Annotated in this window: 19 protein-coding genes; 6 read left to right on the top strand and 13 right to left on the bottom strand. The window is 66.2% G+C overall.

Going from position 1 to position 17,379, the window contains the following annotated elements; translation table 11 throughout:
* Window positions 1–105: 105 nt before the first annotated feature.
* The 5 genes from N7I30_RS01110 to N7I30_RS01090 all read right to left on the bottom strand — a co-directional run bounded on the left by N7I30_RS01110 (window position 106) and on the right by N7I30_RS01090 (window position 8,734).
* Entirely contained in the window at window positions 106–1,956 is a 1,851-nt protein-coding gene (locus tag N7I30_RS01110) for an ABC-F family ATP-binding cassette domain-containing protein (RefSeq protein ID WP_498636121.1), read from the bottom strand.
* Window positions 1,957–2,039: 83 nt separating this feature from the next.
* A complete protein-coding gene (locus N7I30_RS01105) occupies window positions 2,040–5,207 on the bottom strand; it encodes an efflux RND transporter permease subunit (protein WP_498636119.1) in 3,168 nt (1,055 codons plus the stop codon).
* Window positions 5,207–6,550 carry an efflux RND transporter periplasmic adaptor subunit gene (locus N7I30_RS01100; RefSeq protein ID WP_498636117.1) on the bottom strand — a complete coding sequence of 448 codons (1,344 nt, stop codon included), beginning with the start codon at window positions 6,548–6,550 and terminating at the stop codon, window positions 5,207–5,209. Before N7I30_RS01100 ends, N7I30_RS01105 begins: the two co-directional genes overlap by 1 nt.
* A gap of 237 nt (window positions 6,551–6,787) precedes the next feature.
* Window positions 6,788–8,386, bottom strand: coding sequence for a PRC-barrel domain-containing protein (locus N7I30_RS01095; protein WP_498636115.1), 1,599 nt, complete (start codon window positions 8,384–8,386; stop codon window positions 6,788–6,790).
* 183 nt (window positions 8,387–8,569) lie between these two features.
* Window positions 8,570–8,734, bottom strand: a complete 165-nt coding sequence (locus N7I30_RS01090; protein WP_024350361.1) for a DUF1328 domain-containing protein — start codon at window positions 8,732–8,734, stop codon at window positions 8,570–8,572.
* 204 nt (window positions 8,735–8,938) lie between these two features.
* Here N7I30_RS01090 and N7I30_RS01085 point away from each other — a divergent pair, with 204 nt between their 5' ends.
* A complete protein-coding gene (locus N7I30_RS01085; RefSeq protein ID WP_024350362.1) occupies window positions 8,939–9,853 on the top strand; it encodes a diacylglycerol/lipid kinase family protein in 915 nt (304 codons plus the stop codon).
* 81 nt (window positions 9,854–9,934) lie between these two features.
* On the opposite strand, the gene N7I30_RS01080 is transcribed toward N7I30_RS01085, so the two are convergent.
* The 7 genes from N7I30_RS01080 to N7I30_RS01050 form a co-directional block, all read right to left on the bottom strand.
* Complete coding sequence (locus N7I30_RS01080) at window positions 9,935–10,303, bottom strand: hypothetical protein (protein ID WP_024350363.1); 369 nt, start codon at window positions 10,301–10,303, stop codon at window positions 9,935–9,937.
* Between the two features lie 49 nt (window positions 10,304–10,352).
* Complete coding sequence (locus tag N7I30_RS01075) at window positions 10,353–10,613, bottom strand: hypothetical protein (protein ID WP_498636112.1); 261 nt, start codon at window positions 10,611–10,613, stop codon at window positions 10,353–10,355.
* 56 nt (window positions 10,614–10,669) lie between these two features.
* Complete coding sequence (locus N7I30_RS01070; protein WP_498636110.1) at window positions 10,670–11,116, bottom strand: host attachment family protein; 447 nt, start codon at window positions 11,114–11,116, stop codon at window positions 10,670–10,672.
* Between the two features lie 73 nt (window positions 11,117–11,189).
* Window positions 11,190–11,639, bottom strand: a complete 450-nt coding sequence (locus N7I30_RS01065; protein WP_498636109.1) for a hypothetical protein — start codon at window positions 11,637–11,639, stop codon at window positions 11,190–11,192.
* Between the two features lie 2 nt (window positions 11,640–11,641).
* Window positions 11,642–11,998, bottom strand: a complete 357-nt coding sequence (locus tag N7I30_RS01060) for an ElaB/YgaM/YqjD family protein (protein WP_230784647.1) — start codon at window positions 11,996–11,998, stop codon at window positions 11,642–11,644.
* Window positions 11,999–12,160: 162 nt separating this feature from the next.
* A complete protein-coding gene (locus N7I30_RS01055) occupies window positions 12,161–12,712 on the bottom strand; it encodes a sigma-70 family RNA polymerase sigma factor (protein ID WP_009210302.1) in 552 nt (183 codons plus the stop codon).
* A 6-nt stretch (window positions 12,713–12,718) separates the two neighbouring features.
* Window positions 12,719–12,901 carry a NepR family anti-sigma factor gene (locus N7I30_RS01050; protein ID WP_498636106.1) on the bottom strand — a complete coding sequence of 61 codons (183 nt, stop codon included), beginning with the start codon at window positions 12,899–12,901 and terminating at the stop codon, window positions 12,719–12,721.
* A 353-nt stretch (window positions 12,902–13,254) separates the two neighbouring features.
* On the opposite strand from N7I30_RS01050, the gene N7I30_RS01045 reads away from it, so the two are divergent.
* From N7I30_RS01045 to N7I30_RS01025, 5 genes are all read left to right on the top strand, one after another.
* On the top strand, window positions 13,255–14,049 hold the full coding sequence (locus tag N7I30_RS01045; RefSeq protein ID WP_009210301.1) for a response regulator: 795 nt from the start codon (window positions 13,255–13,257) through the stop codon (window positions 14,047–14,049).
* A 279-nt stretch (window positions 14,050–14,328) separates the two neighbouring features.
* A complete protein-coding gene (locus N7I30_RS01040; protein ID WP_483213420.1) occupies window positions 14,329–15,270 on the top strand; it encodes a sensor histidine kinase in 942 nt (313 codons plus the stop codon).
* Window positions 15,271–15,412: 142 nt separating this feature from the next.
* Entirely contained in the window at window positions 15,413–15,703 is a 291-nt protein-coding gene (locus N7I30_RS01035) for a hypothetical protein (RefSeq protein ID WP_040325820.1), read from the top strand.
* A gap of 110 nt (window positions 15,704–15,813) precedes the next feature.
* Window positions 15,814–16,098, top strand: coding sequence for a YMGG-like glycine zipper-containing protein (locus N7I30_RS01030; protein ID WP_024350371.1), 285 nt, complete (start codon window positions 15,814–15,816; stop codon window positions 16,096–16,098).
* Between the two features lie 186 nt (window positions 16,099–16,284).
* Window positions 16,285–16,530 (top strand): hypothetical protein, encoded by a 246-nt coding sequence (locus tag N7I30_RS01025; RefSeq protein ID WP_498636103.1) that lies wholly within the window; start codon window positions 16,285–16,287, stop codon window positions 16,528–16,530.
* A gap of 27 nt (window positions 16,531–16,557) precedes the next feature.
* Here N7I30_RS01025 and N7I30_RS01020 read toward each other — a convergent pair whose 3' ends face one another.
* Complete coding sequence (locus N7I30_RS01020) at window positions 16,558–17,373, bottom strand: HugZ family pyridoxamine 5'-phosphate oxidase (RefSeq protein ID WP_498636101.1); 816 nt, start codon at window positions 17,371–17,373, stop codon at window positions 16,558–16,560.
* Window positions 17,374–17,379 lie beyond the last annotated feature (6 nt).

Here is a 17,379-nt window from a genome sequence, read left to right as displayed (position 1 = left end):
CTCAGACGGGCTTCATCGCCCATTGCGCCATATCATCCGGCGCTTGTTCGTCGCAGACGAAGGTTGCACCGGGCTGACCCCTTCGGGTCGGAAGGCGCGCCCGTCCTAGTCTTCCGCTTCGGCGCGGACCATTTCCAGTTCCAGCCATTCGTCCTCGGCCTTGGCGAGCGCCGCACGGTCCCTGTCGATCCCGGCGGCCAACTTGGCGAAGCGGTCCGGGTTCTTCGTGAACAGGGCGGGGTCGGCGATCTCGGCTTCGGCCTTGGCGATCGCCGCTTCCAGCTTGGCGATTTCCTTGGGCAGGTTCTCGAGCGCGAATTTCTGCTTGAAGGACAGCTTGGACGATCCGCCCTTGCTGGCGCCGGCGCCGGGGGTACCAGACGTGCCGCCGCCGCTCTTGCCGGCACCGTTCTTCGCGCCGCCCTTGTCGGACGGCTTGCCGGCGGAGGCCGCGGCCTTGGCTGCGTCGCGGCGCTGGGCGACCATGTCGCTGTAGCCGCCGGCATATTCCAGCCAGTGGCCGTTGCCGTCCGGCGAGATGACGCTGGTCACGGTGCGGTCGAGGAAGTCGCGGTCGTGGCTGACGAGGAGCACGGTGCCGGGATAATTGGCGATCAGCTCCTCGAGGAGATCCAGCGTCTCCATGTCGAGGTCGTTGGTCGGCTCGTCGAGGACGAGGAAGTTCGCGGGCGTTGCCAGGGTCTTGGCCAGCAGCAGGCGCGCCCGCTCGCCGCCGGACAGCTTGCCGGCCGGGGTGCGGATCTGCTCGGGCGTGAACAGGAAGTCGCGCAGATAGCCGACCACATGGCGCGGCTCGCCATTGACCATCACCTGATCGCCGCGGCCGTCGGTGATCGCGTCCTGCACCGAGAGGTCGTCGGCGAGCGCCGCGCGCTTCTGGTCGAGGAAGGCGAGGTCGAGATTGGTGCCGAGCTTCACCCGGCCGGAATCCGGCTTCAGCTCGCCGATCAGCATCTTCAGGAGCGTCGTCTTGCCGACGCCGTTCGGGCCGACGAAGCCGACCCGGTCGCCTCTGGCGATGCGGGTTGAGAAATCGTCGACCAGCGTGCGGCCGTCATAGGCCTTCGACACGTTGAAGGCCTCGATGACCAGCTTGCCGCTCTCGCGCGTGGCGCTGGCCTCCATCGACACCTGGCCGATAGCGCGGCGGGTGTCGCGGCGCTGCTGGCGCAGATCGTGGAGGGCGCCGAGCCGGCGCATGTTGCGGGTGCGCCGCGCGCTCACGCCATAGCGCAGCCAGTGCTCTTCGCGCACGATCTTGCGGTCGAGCTTCTGCAGGTCGCGCTCTTCCTCTTCCAGCACCTTGTCGCGCCAGGCCTCGAAGGACCCGAAGCCCTGGTCGAGGCGCTTGGCCGCGCCGCGGTCGATCCAGACGGTGGAGCGGGTGACGCGTTCCAAGAAGCGGCGGTCATGGCTGATGACGACGACGGCGCTCTTCATCTGGCGCACCTCGTCTTCCAGCCACTCGATGGTGGGCAGGTCGAGATGGTTGGTCGGCTCGTCGAGCAGCACGATGTCCGGCTCGGGCGCCAGGGTGCGCGCCAGAGCGGCGCGGCGGGCCTCGCCGCCCGACAGGTGATGCGGCTCCATGTCCTCGGTCAGGCCAAGGGCGTCGAGACACATGGTGACCCGGTAGGGATCGTCGGCAGGGCCGAGGCCCGAGGCGACATAGGCGCCGACCGTCTTAAAGTCGCCGAAATCCGGCTCCTGCGGCAGGTAGCGCAGGGTCGTGCCGGGCTTCAGGAAGACTTCGCCGCCGTCGGGCTCGACCTGTCCGGCGGCGATCTTCATCAGGGTCGACTTGCCCGAGCCGTTGCGGCCGACCAGCGCGATGCGCTCGCCGGGCAGGACGTTCAGCTCGACGCCGGTCAGGAGCGGCGTGCCGCCGAAGGTGAGGCGGACGCCATCGAGGCGCAATAGGGGAGGGGGTGCCATGGCCGCGTTCTAGCGGGGATGGGCGGGTGGGGGAAGTGGCCTTTCGCCTGTTCGGCCTCTGCTTGTGGGCAGCGTCCGCCGGCCTATTCGGCCGGCGCCACCGTTCCCGCATCCCGGTCTCTGCTCCGCTCGCGTTGCGCCGCTTCCGCCTCGGCGATGTCGCGCTGCAGCCGGGCGGACTTTTCGGCGTTCGGCGTCGAGAACCGGCCGAGAATGAGATAGGCAACCGGCGTGACATAGAGCGTCGAGAAGGTGGCAAGGCCCAGCCCGCCGACGATGACATAGCCGAGCGCCACGCGCGCTTCGGCGCCGGCGCCGGAGGCCAGCACCAGCGGCACGCCGCCGACGACGGTGGCGATCATGGTCATCATCACCGGCCGCAGCCGGATCAGCGCCGCCTGCTCCACGGCCTCGCGGACCGACAGGCCTTCCTCGCGCAGTTGATTGGCGAACTCGACGATCAGGATGCCGTTCTTGGCCATGATCCCGACCAGGAGCACGAGGCCGATCTGGCTGTAGAGGTTGAGGCTCATGCCGAAGAAGTCGAGCGCGAAGATCGCGCAGGCGATGCCCAGCGGCACCGTCGCGATGATGATGAAGGCCGAGACGAAGCTCTCGAACTGCGCCGCCAGCACCAGGATGATGATGACGATGGCGAAACCGAAGACGAGGGCGAGGCCGCTATTGGTCTCGTTCAGCGTCGCGGCCTCGGCCAGCGGCACGAGGCGCTGGTCGGCCGGCAGGATCTCTTCGGCGAAGACCTGCAGATCCGTCCAGCCTTCCTGGATCGAGTAGCTGTCGGGAATCTGCGCCGACAGCGAGACGGCCCGCGAGCGGTTTTCACGGGTCAGCGCCGGGGCGATCGGCTTTTCCTCGACGCTTGCAACGGTCGACATGGGTACGATCCGCCCGTCGCTCGCCTTCAGGAAGATGTTGCGCATGTCGTCGGGGTCGTTGACCGGATCGGAGCTGGCGATCAGCCTGATCGGGATCTGCTTGTCCTCGACATAGGTCTGGCCGATCTCGCGGCCGTCGAGCAGCGCCTGCATGGCCGTCGCCAGCCCGTCGATGTCGATGCCGAGGTCGGAGGCCCGGGCGCGGTCGATCACCACCGACAGCTGCGGCTGGGTGGCATCCTCGGACAGTCGCACGTCGCCCCAGCGGCCGTCCGCCTGCATCGCCGCCAGCAGTTCGTCTGCGCTCTCGGCGAGCTCCTCGAAATTCTGGCCGGCAATGGCGAACTGGAGGCCGCGGCCACCGCCGCGAATGCCGAGCGAGTTGGGCTGGATGGCAAAGGCCCGCACGCCGGTGATGCGGCGCAGCTTGCCGTTGATCTCGGCTACGATCTCCTGCTGGCTGCGCGCCCGCACCGCCCAGTCCTTCAGCGACACAACGAGGAAGGCCGAATTGGCGGAGCCGCGGCCGGAGATCGCGAAGACGTTGTCGGCCTCGCCGTTCTCCACATAGGGAATGACCACGTCCTCGACCCGGCGCAGCTGGGCGTTGGTGTATTCGAGGCTGGCGCCCTGCGGCGCGCTGATGCTCATCAGAACGACGCCGCGATCCTCGGTCGGCGTCAGCTCCTGCGGCATCTGCAGGAAGGTGAGATAGGCGGCGAAGGAAAAGATGCCGGCGCCGACGACGATCAGCAGCGGGAAGGCGAGGCTGAAGCGCAGCGAGACGGCGTACATGCCGGCGAGGCGCGCTCCGAACCAGCGCACCGACCGCTGGAACGGGCCGGGACGACGCTCGGCTTCTCTTGCCTTGAGAAAATACGCCGCCAGCATCGGGCAGAGGGTGAGGGCGATGAAGGAGGAGATCACCACCGCCATGGCCAGAACGAAGCCGAATTCGCGGAACAGGCCGCCGGCCTGGCCGGGCAAAAAGGAGATCGGCACGAAGACCGCCGCCAGCGTCGCCGTGGTCGAGATGACGGCGAAGAACACTTCGCGCGTGCCAAGGACGGCAGCCGCCTGCGGACGCGCGCCCATGTCGCGCTGGCGCACGATGTTCTCGAGAACGATGATCGCATCGTCGACGACCATGCCGGTGGCCAGCACCAGCGCCAGGAGCGTCAGGATGTTGATCGAGAAGCCGACGAGATAGATGAAGGCGACGACGCCGATCAGCGCGATGGGCATCGTGACCGCCGGAATGATCGTCGCGCGGACATTCAGCAGGAACAGGAAGATCACGAAGATCACCACGGCGACCGAGATGCCGAGGGCGATCTCGACCTCGTGGATGGCGCCGTTGATGAAGGTCGCGTCGTCGCTGGTGACGCGCACGGTGACGCCGTCGGGCAGGGTCTCGTTGAGATTGGCGACCTCGGCGCGGATACCGTCGGAAATGTCGAGCGTGCTCGACCCGGCCTGGCGCACGACGCCCATGCCGACGCCGGTCTCGCCGTTGCGGCGCAGCTGGGACGCAGCGTCATCCGGTCCGAAGCGCACGCTGGCGACATCGCCCAGCCGGGTGCGGTCGTCGAGGAAGATGGTCTCGAACTCTTCCGGCGAGGTCACGTTGGCGTCGGCCCGCACGATCAGGTCCTGCGAGGGCGAGCCGAGCGAGCCGGCCGGCACGTCGAGTGCCGCGTTCTGCAACGCCGTCGAGACGGTGCCGAGCGTCAGGCCGCGCGTCGCCAGCTTGTCCGGGTCGACGTCGACATAGATGACCTTCTCGCGCTCGCCGTAGATCTGCAGGTCGGCAACGCCCTCGACGGCGGCGAGCTGATCGGCGATCCGGTCCTCGACCAGCGTCGTCAGGTCCTCGATCGACAGGCCGGGGGCGGTGACCGCCAGGCGCATGATCGCCGACGCGTCGGCGTCGGCCTTGACGATGCGCGGCTCCTCCGCGCCTTCCGGCAGGCTGTTGGCGATGCGGCTGACGGCGTTGCGCACGTCGCTGGCGGCGACGTTGAGATCGGTGGTGTCGGTGAATTCGATCGTCACCCGGCTGTCGCCGAATTCCGACTTCGACGACACCGAGGCGATGCCCGAAACGCGCGCCACGGCGCTTTCGATCTCGCTGGTGATCTGCCGGTCGACGGTTTCGGGAGACGCGCCGGGAAAGTCGATGGACACGCTGATGACGGGTCGGTCGACATTCGGCAGTTCGCGCACTTCGATGGCGCCGAAGGCGGCGAGGCCCGCCACCACGATCAGCAGATTGACCACGATGGTCAGCACCGGCCGGCGGATGAACAGGCTGGTGAAGGCGGTGATGCCGTCGGGCTTGGCAGGCGTGCTCATCAGCGGGCAGCTCCCGCGGAAGCCTGACCGCCGACCTGCGGCTGCTCGGCCGCATTGGCCTGCGCAATGCCAACGAGGCCCTGCGCCGTTGCGCGGTCGTCGCCGCCGGACTTCGGCGCGGTGCTGGCGGACGGGACCGGGGTGGCAGGCGCGGCGCCGTCCGGAGCGGGGGCATCATTGATGCTTTCCACGGCGCCGCCTTCGCGGACCGACTGGAGCCCTTCGACGACGACGGAATCGCCGGCGGCGAGATCGTCCGAGGCGACCAGCACACGGTCGATCGTCCGCTCGACGATCCGCACGGATGCCTTCTGTGCCTTGCCGTCCACGATCTTCCAGACGATCGGACCGGTACGCTCCCAGACGACGGAAATCGGATCGACCGACAGGAAGGTCTCGCCTTCCAGCGACAGCGACACGCTGAACGACATGCCCGGACGCAGATCGTCGGAGCCGTTCTCGATGCGGGCCTCGGTGCGCAGGGTCCGGCTCGCCTCGTCGAGACGGCTGTCGATGGCGGTGATCTCGCCCTCATAGACCGTGTCGGGCCGGGCGGTGGACACCGCTTCGACCGGCGTGCCGATGGCCAGCTGCTGCACGAAGCTTTCCGGCGTGTAGAAGATGACCTTCAGATGCTCGCGATCGTCCACGGTGGCGATCACCGTATCGGTGGAGACCAGATCGCCGCGATCGACGGCGATGATGCCGACCCGCCCCGAGATCGGCGCGCGGATGTCGCGCTTGCCGAGCGCAATCTCGGCGGATCGCAGGTCGAGCCTGGCATTGTCGCGCTCGCGGGTCACGTCGGTGACCTCGACGGCGCTGAGGGTGTTGGCCTTCTGAAGACGCTCGAAGCGGGCGACCTTGTCTTCCGCGGCCTCGAGGGCGAGCCGGGCGCGATCGACCGCGAGTTCCTCGCTGGCCCGTTCCAGCCGGACCAGAACCGTGCCTTCCTCCACCATGTCGGCAGACTGGACGACGACTTCCTCGATGATGCCGGCGGTGTTGTCGGGATGGACGACCACCGAACGGGCGGCTTCGCCGGTGCCGATGGACCGCATGCGGGTCCGCGTGGAGCCCGTCGTGACCGGTGCGGAGACGACCATCGTCGCACCACCGCCGCGGCGACGCCCGCCGGAGCGCTGACCCTCGCCGCTGGCGATCTCCGGGGCGGGTTCGCCGGCTTCGGGAGCGATCCACAGAATGGCCGAGCGCAGCGGATCGGGCAGGGGCAGATCCGAGGCGAGCAGGGAACGCCCCGCCGACGGGTCGAACTTGATGTAGGCCGCACCCGCGACGGCCAGCACCAGGATCGTGACGAAGATCTGCTTCAGGAAACCCATGGGATCGCTTGTACTCGTAAGGATTGCGCGAGGTCCGGCCGCCGTGGCCGATGCTGCCAGTATAGGAGAGATTTCGGCGGTTTGCGGCTGGATTTGTTACGAACTGTAATTCAGCCGTAACAACGCGATCACAAGCGTGGCACTTCGGCGCGGGTGGCCATTCCCGCGCCGCACCGCCCAACGAAAAAAGGGCCCGCCTTTCGGCGAGCCCCTTCGATGCGTGCAGTCGGATGTCGCTTAGTTTGCGACGGCCGGTGCCTCCGACGTCGATGCGTCGTTGCCCATCATGCCGCCGTTCTGGATCCGCATGGTCTCGCGGTTGTCGGCATAGGTGTCGGCGTTGTACTCCGGCGCGTTCTCGAGCTGCTCCTCGGTGAACTGCGTGTAGAGATACATCGAGCCGTTCGCATCCTGCATGAACTGCAGGTTGTCCATGGCCACGGCCACCGGCTTCTCGCCAATGCCCAGGAAGCCACCGACATCGACGATCACGGCGTCCACCGAACCTTCGGCGTTGAGGGCGATGTCACCGATGTCGCCAACGGTGGAGTCATCGGGACCGTAGACGGTCGTGCCCATCAGGTTGTCGGCGGTCAGCTGAGCCGAGTCGGTGACCGGGGTCATCTGCGAACGCTCGGACGAACCACCGACCGACGCGGTCGTCTCGTTCTCGGCGGTGGAGTTCGCCGCCATGCCCGTGCCGGCTGCCGTACCGGTCGCCGTCACGACACCGTCCGTCGCGGCCATGTTGTCGGCCGGCTGCTCGGTGGTCTCGGCCGCATCGGCAACGCGCTCGGTCGGCTCATCGGTCGGAGCCTCGGCCGTCGGCGTCATCTCGCCTTCGTTCTCGGCCGTCATCTCGGACGGACGCTCGTCCTCGAAGGAGGAGGCCTGCTCGAGTTCCTCGCGGGTGGCGGAGGCTACGATGCGAACCTCGTCACCGTCGGCGCGGGTCATCTCGAGACGGTCGAACGGAACGGCGACGTCCTTCTCGCCGATGCCGAGGAAGCCACCGACGCCCACGACGCCTGCTTCGACCTGACCGGACGACGAGACGACGAGATCACCTATGTCGCCGAGGCTTTCGGCATCCTCACCCGGGCCGGAATAGACCGACGCGCCGATGAGGTTCTCGCTGAGATACTGGTCGGCACCAACGGTGCTCGGATACTCGCCCTGACCGGCGGCAGCGGTCTCGACCGGCTGGGAAGCCGTCTCCGAGGTCGCGGAACCGGCAGCCATCGTGTTGGTCTCGGCGGCATCATCCGCTGCGACCGGCGCCGCCGGTGCCGCAGCCGTCTCGGTCTGCGGCGTGGAAGCAGTCCCCGTACCCATGGCGTCGCCGCTCATGCCGGCGTCGGTTGCAGCAGCCTGCTGCTCGTCCGGCATGGTGAACTCGGGAGCCTGTGCCAGCTGATCGGCACCGGCGCTCAGGACGGCGCGGACATCGTCCTCATCCGTCATGGACCAGGAGATCTGGTCGAACGGGATGGCGACGCGGCGCGATTCGTCGTTCACGGTCGCATCGACGACCGCTGCGACGACCTTGCCGTCACTGCCGACCAGGAAGTTCTCGATCTCGCCGATCGATTCTGCATCCTCGGCGTCGCTCGCGTAGATGGTCTTGCCGTTCAGCTCCGACGCCAGGTACTGGTCGGCGGAGAGATTGCGGAGATAATTGCCGGACTGAGCGGCCGTGGCGGTCGCGTTGGCATCGGCGGACGCTTCGACCTTGGCCGGGGCCGTGGTCTCTGCGGTCGTGGCGGCGTCCTGCGCATAGGCACCCGTTGCGATAACGGATGCGAGAGCGGTAGTGGCAAGCAACGTGCGGATCATGATAAGACCTCCTGGTCTATTGTTTCCGATAGGCGACTGCCGCGCGGCATGGTGTCGTGGAAAACATGTGTCGCGCGGCATCTGGGAGAGGAAGAACTGAGCGGCCGTAAGGTTCCGGTTCTCTTCCTGTTTTTTGCCATCCAGCGCAGCCGCGCTGCGCCGGATGCATGCTTGTGTCCTGCTTCAGGCAAACACCAGAACGCCGAACAGCAGCATGAGCAGCAGGCCCACCAGCACGATGAAGATCAGGATCTTCGCGATGCCGGCAGAGGCCCCGGCGACGCCGCGAAAGCCGAGAAGGCTGGCGACGGCGGCGACGATGAGCAGAATGACGATCCATTCGATCATGGTAGTCTCCTAGTGAGGGCGCGGGGGAACCGGCGCCTGGCGTTTGTATGGGGGGCGAACGCCCCATCGCTCCGGTGGTTCCGATCGGCAACTATCGATGGATGCGATTGGTCGTGTCTGGCGGACGTGGCGATGCTACAGGGGCGGCCTAGTTAGTCGTCCGCTGCCCAGGCTCCCGCAATACGCGTTCCGGATCACCCCCCCATGAAGATTCTCGCTCTCCTCAACCGCGACGGCGGCAGTCTGAAGACAACCGATCTCGGACAACTCACGACATTGATGCAGGACGAGTTCCGGATGCACGGCCACGAGCTGACCGTGGACGACTGCTCGGGGGACGAGATTGTCGCTGCCATCGGAAAAGCGGCCGAGCGCGAGGATATCGACGTTCTCCTCGTCGGCGGCGGCGACGGCACCGTCTCGGCGGCGGCCACGGCGCTGGCGAACGGGCGCATTGCCCTCGGCATCCTTCCGGCCGGCACGATGAACCTCTTCGCGCGCACGCTGCAGATTCCGCTGCCGCTGGATCAGGCGGTGGCCGCGCTCGCCTCGGGTGTCATCACGCCGGTCGACATCGCCTCGGTCAACGGCACGCCCTTCGTGCACCAATATGCCGTGGGCCTGCATGCCCGCATGGTGCGCATGCGCAAGAAGATCTCCTACGCCTCGCGCCTCGGCAAGATGATGGCGACGACCCGCGCCGTGTTCATGGCGCTGCGGCGCTTCCCCGTGGTCGAGCTGGAACTGGAGATCGACGGCGTCATGCAGCGGATCGCCAGCCCGGCGATCGCCATCTCAAACAATCTCTATGGCGACGGCCATATTCCCTATGCCGACGATCCGAGGGGCGGCGAGCTCGGCATCTATATCTGTATCGACCGCGACCTGCGTTCGGTCCTGAAGGTCGCCGTGGACATCATGCTGGGAACCTGGCGCCAGAACCGGAGCCTGAAGGTGACCTCGGCGCACGAGGTCCGGATTTTCTACCGGGGACGCCACCATCGCAACCGTGCGGTCCGGGACGGCGAACTGGTCGATATCGAGCCGGAAATGACCGTGACGCTGACCCCGAAGGGGCTGAACGTCCTCGCCCCGAGCGACGCGACCTATCTGCGCTGACAACGCAAGAAGGGGCGCAGCCCGGCTGCGCCCCTTCTCAAATCTGCTGTCGTGTCGCCGCGGCTGCGGCGATCCGCGGTGTCAGACCTTGGACGGTCCGGTGTCGTCCGGCGCCTGTGCATCCGAGCGCTCGTCGGGATCGAAGCCTGCGGCATCGAGCGAGCCGTAGCTGTGGCCGCCGCTCGCCAGCATGTTCAGCGCTTCGTTGACCTGCTCGCGCATCGGATCGAATTCGTCGGCGAGATCGATGTTTTCGCGGGTGCCCAGACGCTGGGCGATCGCGTGCAGACGGGCTTCGCGTTCCTCGATCGGCATCTGGGTGTTGTTGAGCAGGTCGCTGATCTCGTCCTGCGAGATCGGCTGGGCGATGCCGGGCTGGTCGGCGTCGCCACCGGGCTCCTGATCGACCGCAATCACTTCGCTCTGCGGATGTTCGTTCGGATCGGGCATGGCACCTCTCCCTGTGTTGTGCGTCCATGACGGACGCCGATATGCGAAATTACTGGGCGCTCTCGGCTTCGGGCGCGGCCGTGTCGGAATCCTGCGGCGTTGCAAGTCCGCTGCCGTCCGTCGTCGGCGCCTCGGCCGGCTTTTCGATGGCCTCGCCTTGGACGGCGACATCCTCGTCGGGCATCGTCCAGGCGTAGATGCCGAGACCGGCAAAGACCACGGCGCACAGGGAGAGGCCGGCGACGAGGATCATCAGCACCGATGTGCCCTTTTCGCCCTGACGGGCGCGATTGGGATCGATATTGGACATATGGGTTCCTCCGGACGACCCCGCCGCGTCTGGGCGGGCGGTGGCGTCGATTGTTGTCAGTCGGCGAGAAGCGTCTCGATCCGGTCGATCGGATGATTGGTCAGCGTCTTGGGCACTTCACCGACGATCCGGTTCTGGACTTCCTTGTGCAGTTCCTGGCGCAGTTCGCCGAGAACCCTCGGGGGAGCAACAAGGACGAGCTTCTCGAAGCGGTTCTTGTGGGCCATGCGATAGAGGATATCGCCGAGGTCCTTGGCGAACCGGTCTTCGGCAAGCTGATGCCAGTCGGTCTCCGCCACCGACGAGCGATGCGCCGATCCCTGGTCACCCATCCGCCCGGGGCGATCGGTACCCTGCTCGCGATCCGGCGGATTGTCCTGTTCCTCGACGCGGCGCACCGCGAAGTTGCGAAGCTCGTCGTCGCCCTCGTTGCAGAGGAACAGTGCCTTCTGCCCGTCGGCGACGAGAATCCACGTGTCGTGGTCGATGGTCGGAGCTGACATGGGAACACCTCGTTTCGTTCGGGACCGCGATGAGGAGGCTCGGCGCGACCGGGCCGCGGGCGCGCCGAACGTCTCAGTGGTAGCGGCCGTCGCGTTTGTAGGCGGCGATCGCCCGCCACACGCCCCAGCCGCCGGCGGCGACCATGGGCAGGATGAGCAGGCTCTTCTTGCGCTTCACCGTGCCGAGGATCAGCGGCAGGTTGGAGACGGCGGCGACACCGGCGATGGACGCGATGTCACGCTGCAGCCGGTCGTCCGCCCGCTTCTTCGGCGGACGCCGGGCGATGATGACCGCGATATAGGTCAGGATCACCAGCACCAGGAACACGCCGGCGAAACCGAGTGCGGCCGGAAGCGGGCCGAAGATCTGGGCGAGGTAGACGAACAGCGCCAGAAGCAGCGACATCGCCATCCCGAGGGCGAAGACGGCCATCACGATATAGAGCGCGACGACCCGCTTCATCCGCGCGAGGAAGACGCCCGCCTCGCCGGTGATCAGCTTCGTAACTAGCTGAGAGAGCATGATCAGCGGCGGAAGATGCGCGCGTAGAGATAGCCGGCGGCCGCGGCGATCAGGACGCTCTTGATCGGCTCGGCGCGGACGCGCTCGCTCAGCTGCTCTTCGAGGTCGGACGCTGCGTCCTGAGCCTGCTGGATGTAGCGCTCGCCGCGTTCACGCACGTCGTCACGCAGGGCGAACACGTTGCGACGGGCATCGTCGGCCTGATTAGAGGCCAGCGACTTCAGCGCATCGGTCACGCCGGCGAGATCCTTGCGGAGATGATCGATCTGGGTTTCCAAATCCGCCTTGTCCTCAGCGGTGGAAGCGCCCCCCGGAGTGCCGCCGGACTGGAAATTGTGGGGGGTGGTATCGGAAACCATGCTGAACCTCATTCGAAATGAAACTGACGATCCGGTTGTCTCCTCCGTTTGGAGGTGAGCGATCCGGTTCTGACTGAAACTGTTTCGAGGGCTTGGGGTTCCCGGTTTCGCGAGGGTTTTCTCGCGATGCAGCGCGGCGCCGCGCTGTTTGCTGACGTGGCCTCAGGCGGCGGGCGCGACGCCGATGATCTGGGAGGAGATCGAGTCCGGCCCGTATTCGCCGTCACCCTCGATGCCGAGAAGTTCGCCGATGCGGGTCCGGGCCCGCGACACGCGGCTCTTGATGGTGCCGACGGCGCATTTGCAGATTTCGGCGGCTTCTTCATAGGAGAAGCCGGACGCGCCAATCAGGATCAGGGCTTCGCGCTGATCGTCGGGCAGCATGTCGAGCGCCTTGCGGAAATCCTGCAGGTCCAGATGGCCGTGCTGCTCGGGATGACCCGCCAGCTGCATGGCGTGGATGCCGTCGACATCCTGAACCTCGCGGCCCTTCTTGCGCATCTGCGTGTAGAACTCGTTGCGCAGGATGGTGAACAGCCAGGCCTTGAGGTTGGTACCAGGCTGGAAGGTGTGCTGCTTGTCCCACGCCTTGACGAGGGTCTCCTGCACGAGGTCGTCGGCGCGGTCGAACGACCCGGCGAGCGACGCCGCGAAAGCACGCAGATTCGGGATGATGGCGATCAGATCGCTACGGAAATCCGTCTGTTCTGTCATGGGAGCCTACTTGCTGCCCGCCTTGGACGACGACTCGGCGGCATCCAGCGCATCCAGCAGCGACAGGAAGCGGTCAGGGACCGGCTCGCTCGCGACATCGTCGTAATAGGCCTTCAGACGCTTGCCGATGGCGGACTGGACGCCGTTATCCGACGAGCGCTCCGTTCGCTGTGCGTGGGAAGTCTGCATGCTCTCGTCCTTGCTCTTCCGGTCGTCCATCACGCGTCTCGAAGCACGGTTACGGCAGTCCCGGAGCGCGGCGCTCTGTTCGAATTCGCGTGTCTGGCGTTCGGCATGGTGTGCATTCGTAGCTCGCATTGCTTCCAGTCGAGGTCGGAATATAGACGCGGACATCGGCGCCTCAAGTCCAAGGCAATTTTTGCCCTGGAATCCAAGCGCCGAGGTTTCCATCCGACTTCAACATCCCATCTGAAAGGGCTGGGAGGCGGATCCGGTTCCCGGTCACGGAACTTTATTTCGACAAGGACGTTTCCGAGCGCATTGTGAACGTGTTTGTCTCGATCGACTCGAGGGGTTTTTATATGTCGATGTCATCCCGCATAGCGCCGCATATTCCGTATCTTCGGCGCTATTCCCGGGCTTTGAGTGGCTCGCAGGCGAGCGGCGACGCTTATGTGGCTGCGGTTCTGGAAGCGCTGATCGCCGATCCGAGCCTGTTCTCGGACGACCAGACGCCGCGCATCTCGCTCTACAAGCTGTTTTCCTCCCTTTGGCAGTCCGTCGAAGTGAACATCCGTGAGGATGCGCCGACCTCGGCCTGGGAAGAGAAGGCGTCGCATAATCTGAAGGCGATCTCGCCGCTGCCGCGGCAGGCGTTCCTGCTTGTTGCCGTCGAAGGCTTCACCTCGGAGGAAGCCGCGACGATCCTGAGCATCGACGAGACGCGTTTTTCCGAGCTGATCGATCAGGCCAGCACAGATATCGGGCGCCAGGTCTCGACCGAGATCATGATCATCGAGGACGAGCCGCTGATCGCGATGGACATCGAGCAGATGGTCGAGAGCCTCGGTCATGCGGTGACGGGCATCGCCCGGACCCACAAGGAAGCGATCGAGCTCTTCGACAAGCAGCGGCCTGGCATGGTGCTGGCCGACATCCAACTTGCCGACGGCAGCTCGGGCATCGACGCGGTCAACGACATCCTGAACAAGGTGTCGGTGCCGGTGATCTTTATCACCGCCTTCCCGGAGCGGCTGCTGACGGGTGAACGCCCGGAGCCGACCTTCCTGGTGACCAAGCCGTTCAATCCCGACATGGTCAAGGCGCTGATCAGCCAGGCGCTGTTCTTCGAGACCGACAAGAAGGCGGCGGCCTGACGGACGTCGCCTGTTGTCCCCGGCGCGGAACGTGTCGACCCGTGATGGGCCGGTCGCGACGCGCCGGGAGCACTTTGCTTGCGATGCCGCGGTGGCATCGCCCGACACCGGGCGCATATCGCCGCGGTCCGGACGGGGCAGGGCGTCGTCGAGGAGGGGCGGTCGTCTCGCAAGGCGAGGCGGCAACCCGAATGGTGGCGGACGCGCTCCGTTGTATTCGTGTCGATTGAGCATACGATGTTGGTGAACAAGGTCTTGCGGGCATTGGCGAATACGGAGGTGTCCGTCTTCGCCCAGGATTGTGATCTGCGCTATGCGTGGGTCTACAATGCCGGCGAGTCCTGGCTTGCTCTGGCGGTCGAGGGCATGGCCGATCGGGACATCCTGCCGGCCGGCGCGGCCGAACGCTCCGAAAAGCTCAAGCAGGACGTCATCGACACCCGCAAGCCGGCCCGGTTCGAGCTGTCGACCATCAAGGGCGCGTCAGTGCGCTGGTTCGACATCCGCATCGACGTCGACGAGAACGAAGCCGGCGAGGTCTGCGGGATCATCGGCACCTCGGTGGAGATCACAGAGCAGAAACGCCGCGAAGACACGCTCAAGACGCTGCTGCGCGAGCTGTCGCACCGCTCCAAGAATCTCTTGGCCATCATCCAGAGCCTGGCGAGCCAGACAGCGCGCCATTCCGTTACCGTCCCCGAATTCCTCGTCCGCTTCCGCGGCCGTATCCAGTCGCTGGCCTCCTCGCAGGACATCGTCACCGACGCCGACTGGCGCGGCGCCGACCTGATGAGCCTCGTGCGGATGCAGGTCGAGCGCTATGCGCCGGACGGAATGGACCAGATCGCGGTGGACGCGCTCGACGTCTATCTGTCACCGACGGCATCGCTCCATGTCGGGCTGGCGCTGCACGAACTGGCGGTGAACGCGGCCTCCTACGGATCGCTGTCGGTCCCCGGCGGCTCTGTCTCGATCCGTGCCAGCTTCGACTGGCGCGGCGAGGATCAGGTGATCGTCTTCGTCTGGCAGGAGCGCAATGGGCCGCGGGTACGGCTGGAGCGCGACCCGCGCTTCGGCACCTCGACGCTCGAGCGCATCGTTCCGAACGCCGTCGGCGGCGAAGCGAGGCTCGAATATCTCCCCGACGGGATCCGTTACACGCTGGTCATCCCGGCGGCGCAATACGAGATCACCTCCAACGGCCGGCGCGATTCCGCCTGACGCCGGTTTTCGTAAGCGCGCCGTAACGTAAGCTTCGGGACACGCCCCCGTGATCATGTAGTTCGGGAAAAATCACGATCCGAACCTACCGCTGTGGAACCTCTCTGCCGAAGGCCCGTTGTAGAGCCAAAGGAGAGGTTCGATGGAACACGTTGCTGCTTTCATGCTGCTGGTCGGATGTTCAGGCGATGCTTCCGTCTGCAAGGAAATTCCGGTTCCCGTCCCCGCATACGAAACCGTTGCCGAATGCCAGCAGGATCTGGGTCTGCAGATCCGCTTGAGCGGTTCGGAACAGCGCAAGGTCTACGGCGCCTGCAAGGCTGTCGACGAAGAGGTCTTCGAGCAGTCCGCGTCCATCGACTGGGCGGTCAGTCGGGACGGTCAGTTGCTGATCACCTTCGACGCCGAGCCGCAGATGGTCGCCTCGCGCTAAGGATCGTTCGACCGGATCGGCCGGGGGATACGATCGTGCACGGGTGATGGAACCAAAACGATAGCGTAGCGTTCCGTGGTGGGACGAATGTGTTTGTGAGAGGTGGAAATATGTTCAAGAAGCTTTCGATCGCGGCTGTCGCCGCACTGACCCTGGCGGCAGCAGGCTGCACGACCGAAGATCGCTACACTGCAGGCGGTGCGGCGCTCGGCGGCCTCGGCGGCGCGGCGATCGGAGCGGGCGTGAGCGGCAATGCCGAAGGCGCGCTGATTGGCGGCGCGATCGGCGCGGCCGGTGGCGCCATCGCGGGTAACGTGATTGGCCGCTCCCAGGAGCGCGAAGGTTACTGCCGCTATTCGGACGGTAACATCTACCGCTGCCCGGACGGCTATTGATTTCATCGGGTCTCGCGACCCGCTGACGAGAATGACGGTCGTCGAGCTTGCGCTCGGCGGCCGTTTTTCGTTTGGGTGCACGGACAGCTATTCGCGGATCAGGGGAATCTGGCTCACATGACGAAGGATTGCCGACAGGCACCGGGAAAGCGGCGCGCGCCGGCTCTCATTGCGCGCGGAGCCGCAATGGCCGGCCTGCTGCTCGTCTCGGGATGTTCGGGCACGGGATTGCCGCCGGTCTTCGGCGCGGTGTTCGGACTGGAGGGCGCGGAGGATGCACCCTACCGCGTCGGGCGCCTTCCGGAGGTCGCCGCGGAGCCAGGCGACCGGGTCATCGGCCAGGCCGCCAATGCCGCCGGCCAGTGCATCTACGTACGTGGCGACAGCAATCTGCGGTTCCGCTCATCCTGCCCGGACGGATACAGGCTCTAGCGCGTTTCCGATCTGCGGCGATCGGGTTCAGTCCGATTGGCCGCGAACGAGCGAAACGAACGCGTCGCGATAGCCGTGCGCGGCCGCATCGAGGCCGAACTCGATCCGCGCCAAGCGATCTCCGCGAATGATCTCGAACCCGAAGCGATCCATGGTCGCGATGCGCCATCCGTCTTCCGAAAGCCCCGCCGACGCGGCCAGCGCGTCGATGGCGTCGCGGTGATCGTCGTTCATGTGGTCGCGGGCGCGCATTGCCGTCGCCGCGAGTTCCGGCGCAGTCGGGTCGACAAGATCGGTCCGTTCGAGGGCAAAGGCGCGGGCAAAGCCGCCATTGAGCGAAGCGGTCTCCGGCTCGAGCCGGATCATCCGGAAATCGGCGAAGTCCGCGTAAAGCGCTGCCTTCGGGTGCCGCGCCAGGAAGCGGTCCCGCAGCCCCGGCCGCTCGGGATCGTCCGCCGCCACGACGCTGGCGGTTGCAAAGACCGTGAGGCGGGGATGGGCGAGGGGATCGCCCTTGCCGGGACGCGACACCAGCAGCGAACAGCGGCTGTCTGCGTAAAGCGCCGCGGAGTGCAGCGCCAGCGCGGAGACAAGCAGGAGCGGGCGGCCCTCGAAGTCCGTTGCGACAAGAACCAGGCTCGCCGCGGGATGTCCGTCGCCGGGTCGCAGCACCGCCAGCATCCCGTCCCGCGCACCGCGCAGCAATGACCGCGCCAATTGCCGGGCCGAATCATCCACGTGCTGCAGGACGGATGGCGCGGAATCACCAACGCGCGGCGCGGGCGTGGCGTTCCCTTCTGCAGGGGCGGCGGGGGTCTCGGATGGTGCGGTGCGATCGGTCATCCCGGC

The sequence above is a fragment of the Aurantimonas litoralis genome, assembly GCF_026153195.1.
GTDB classification, from domain to species: Bacteria; Pseudomonadota; Alphaproteobacteria; order Rhizobiales; family Rhizobiaceae; genus Aurantimonas; species Aurantimonas coralicida.
Note: the sequence above shows the minus strand (reverse complement) of the source record. Positions and strands in the feature narration are given on the sequence as shown.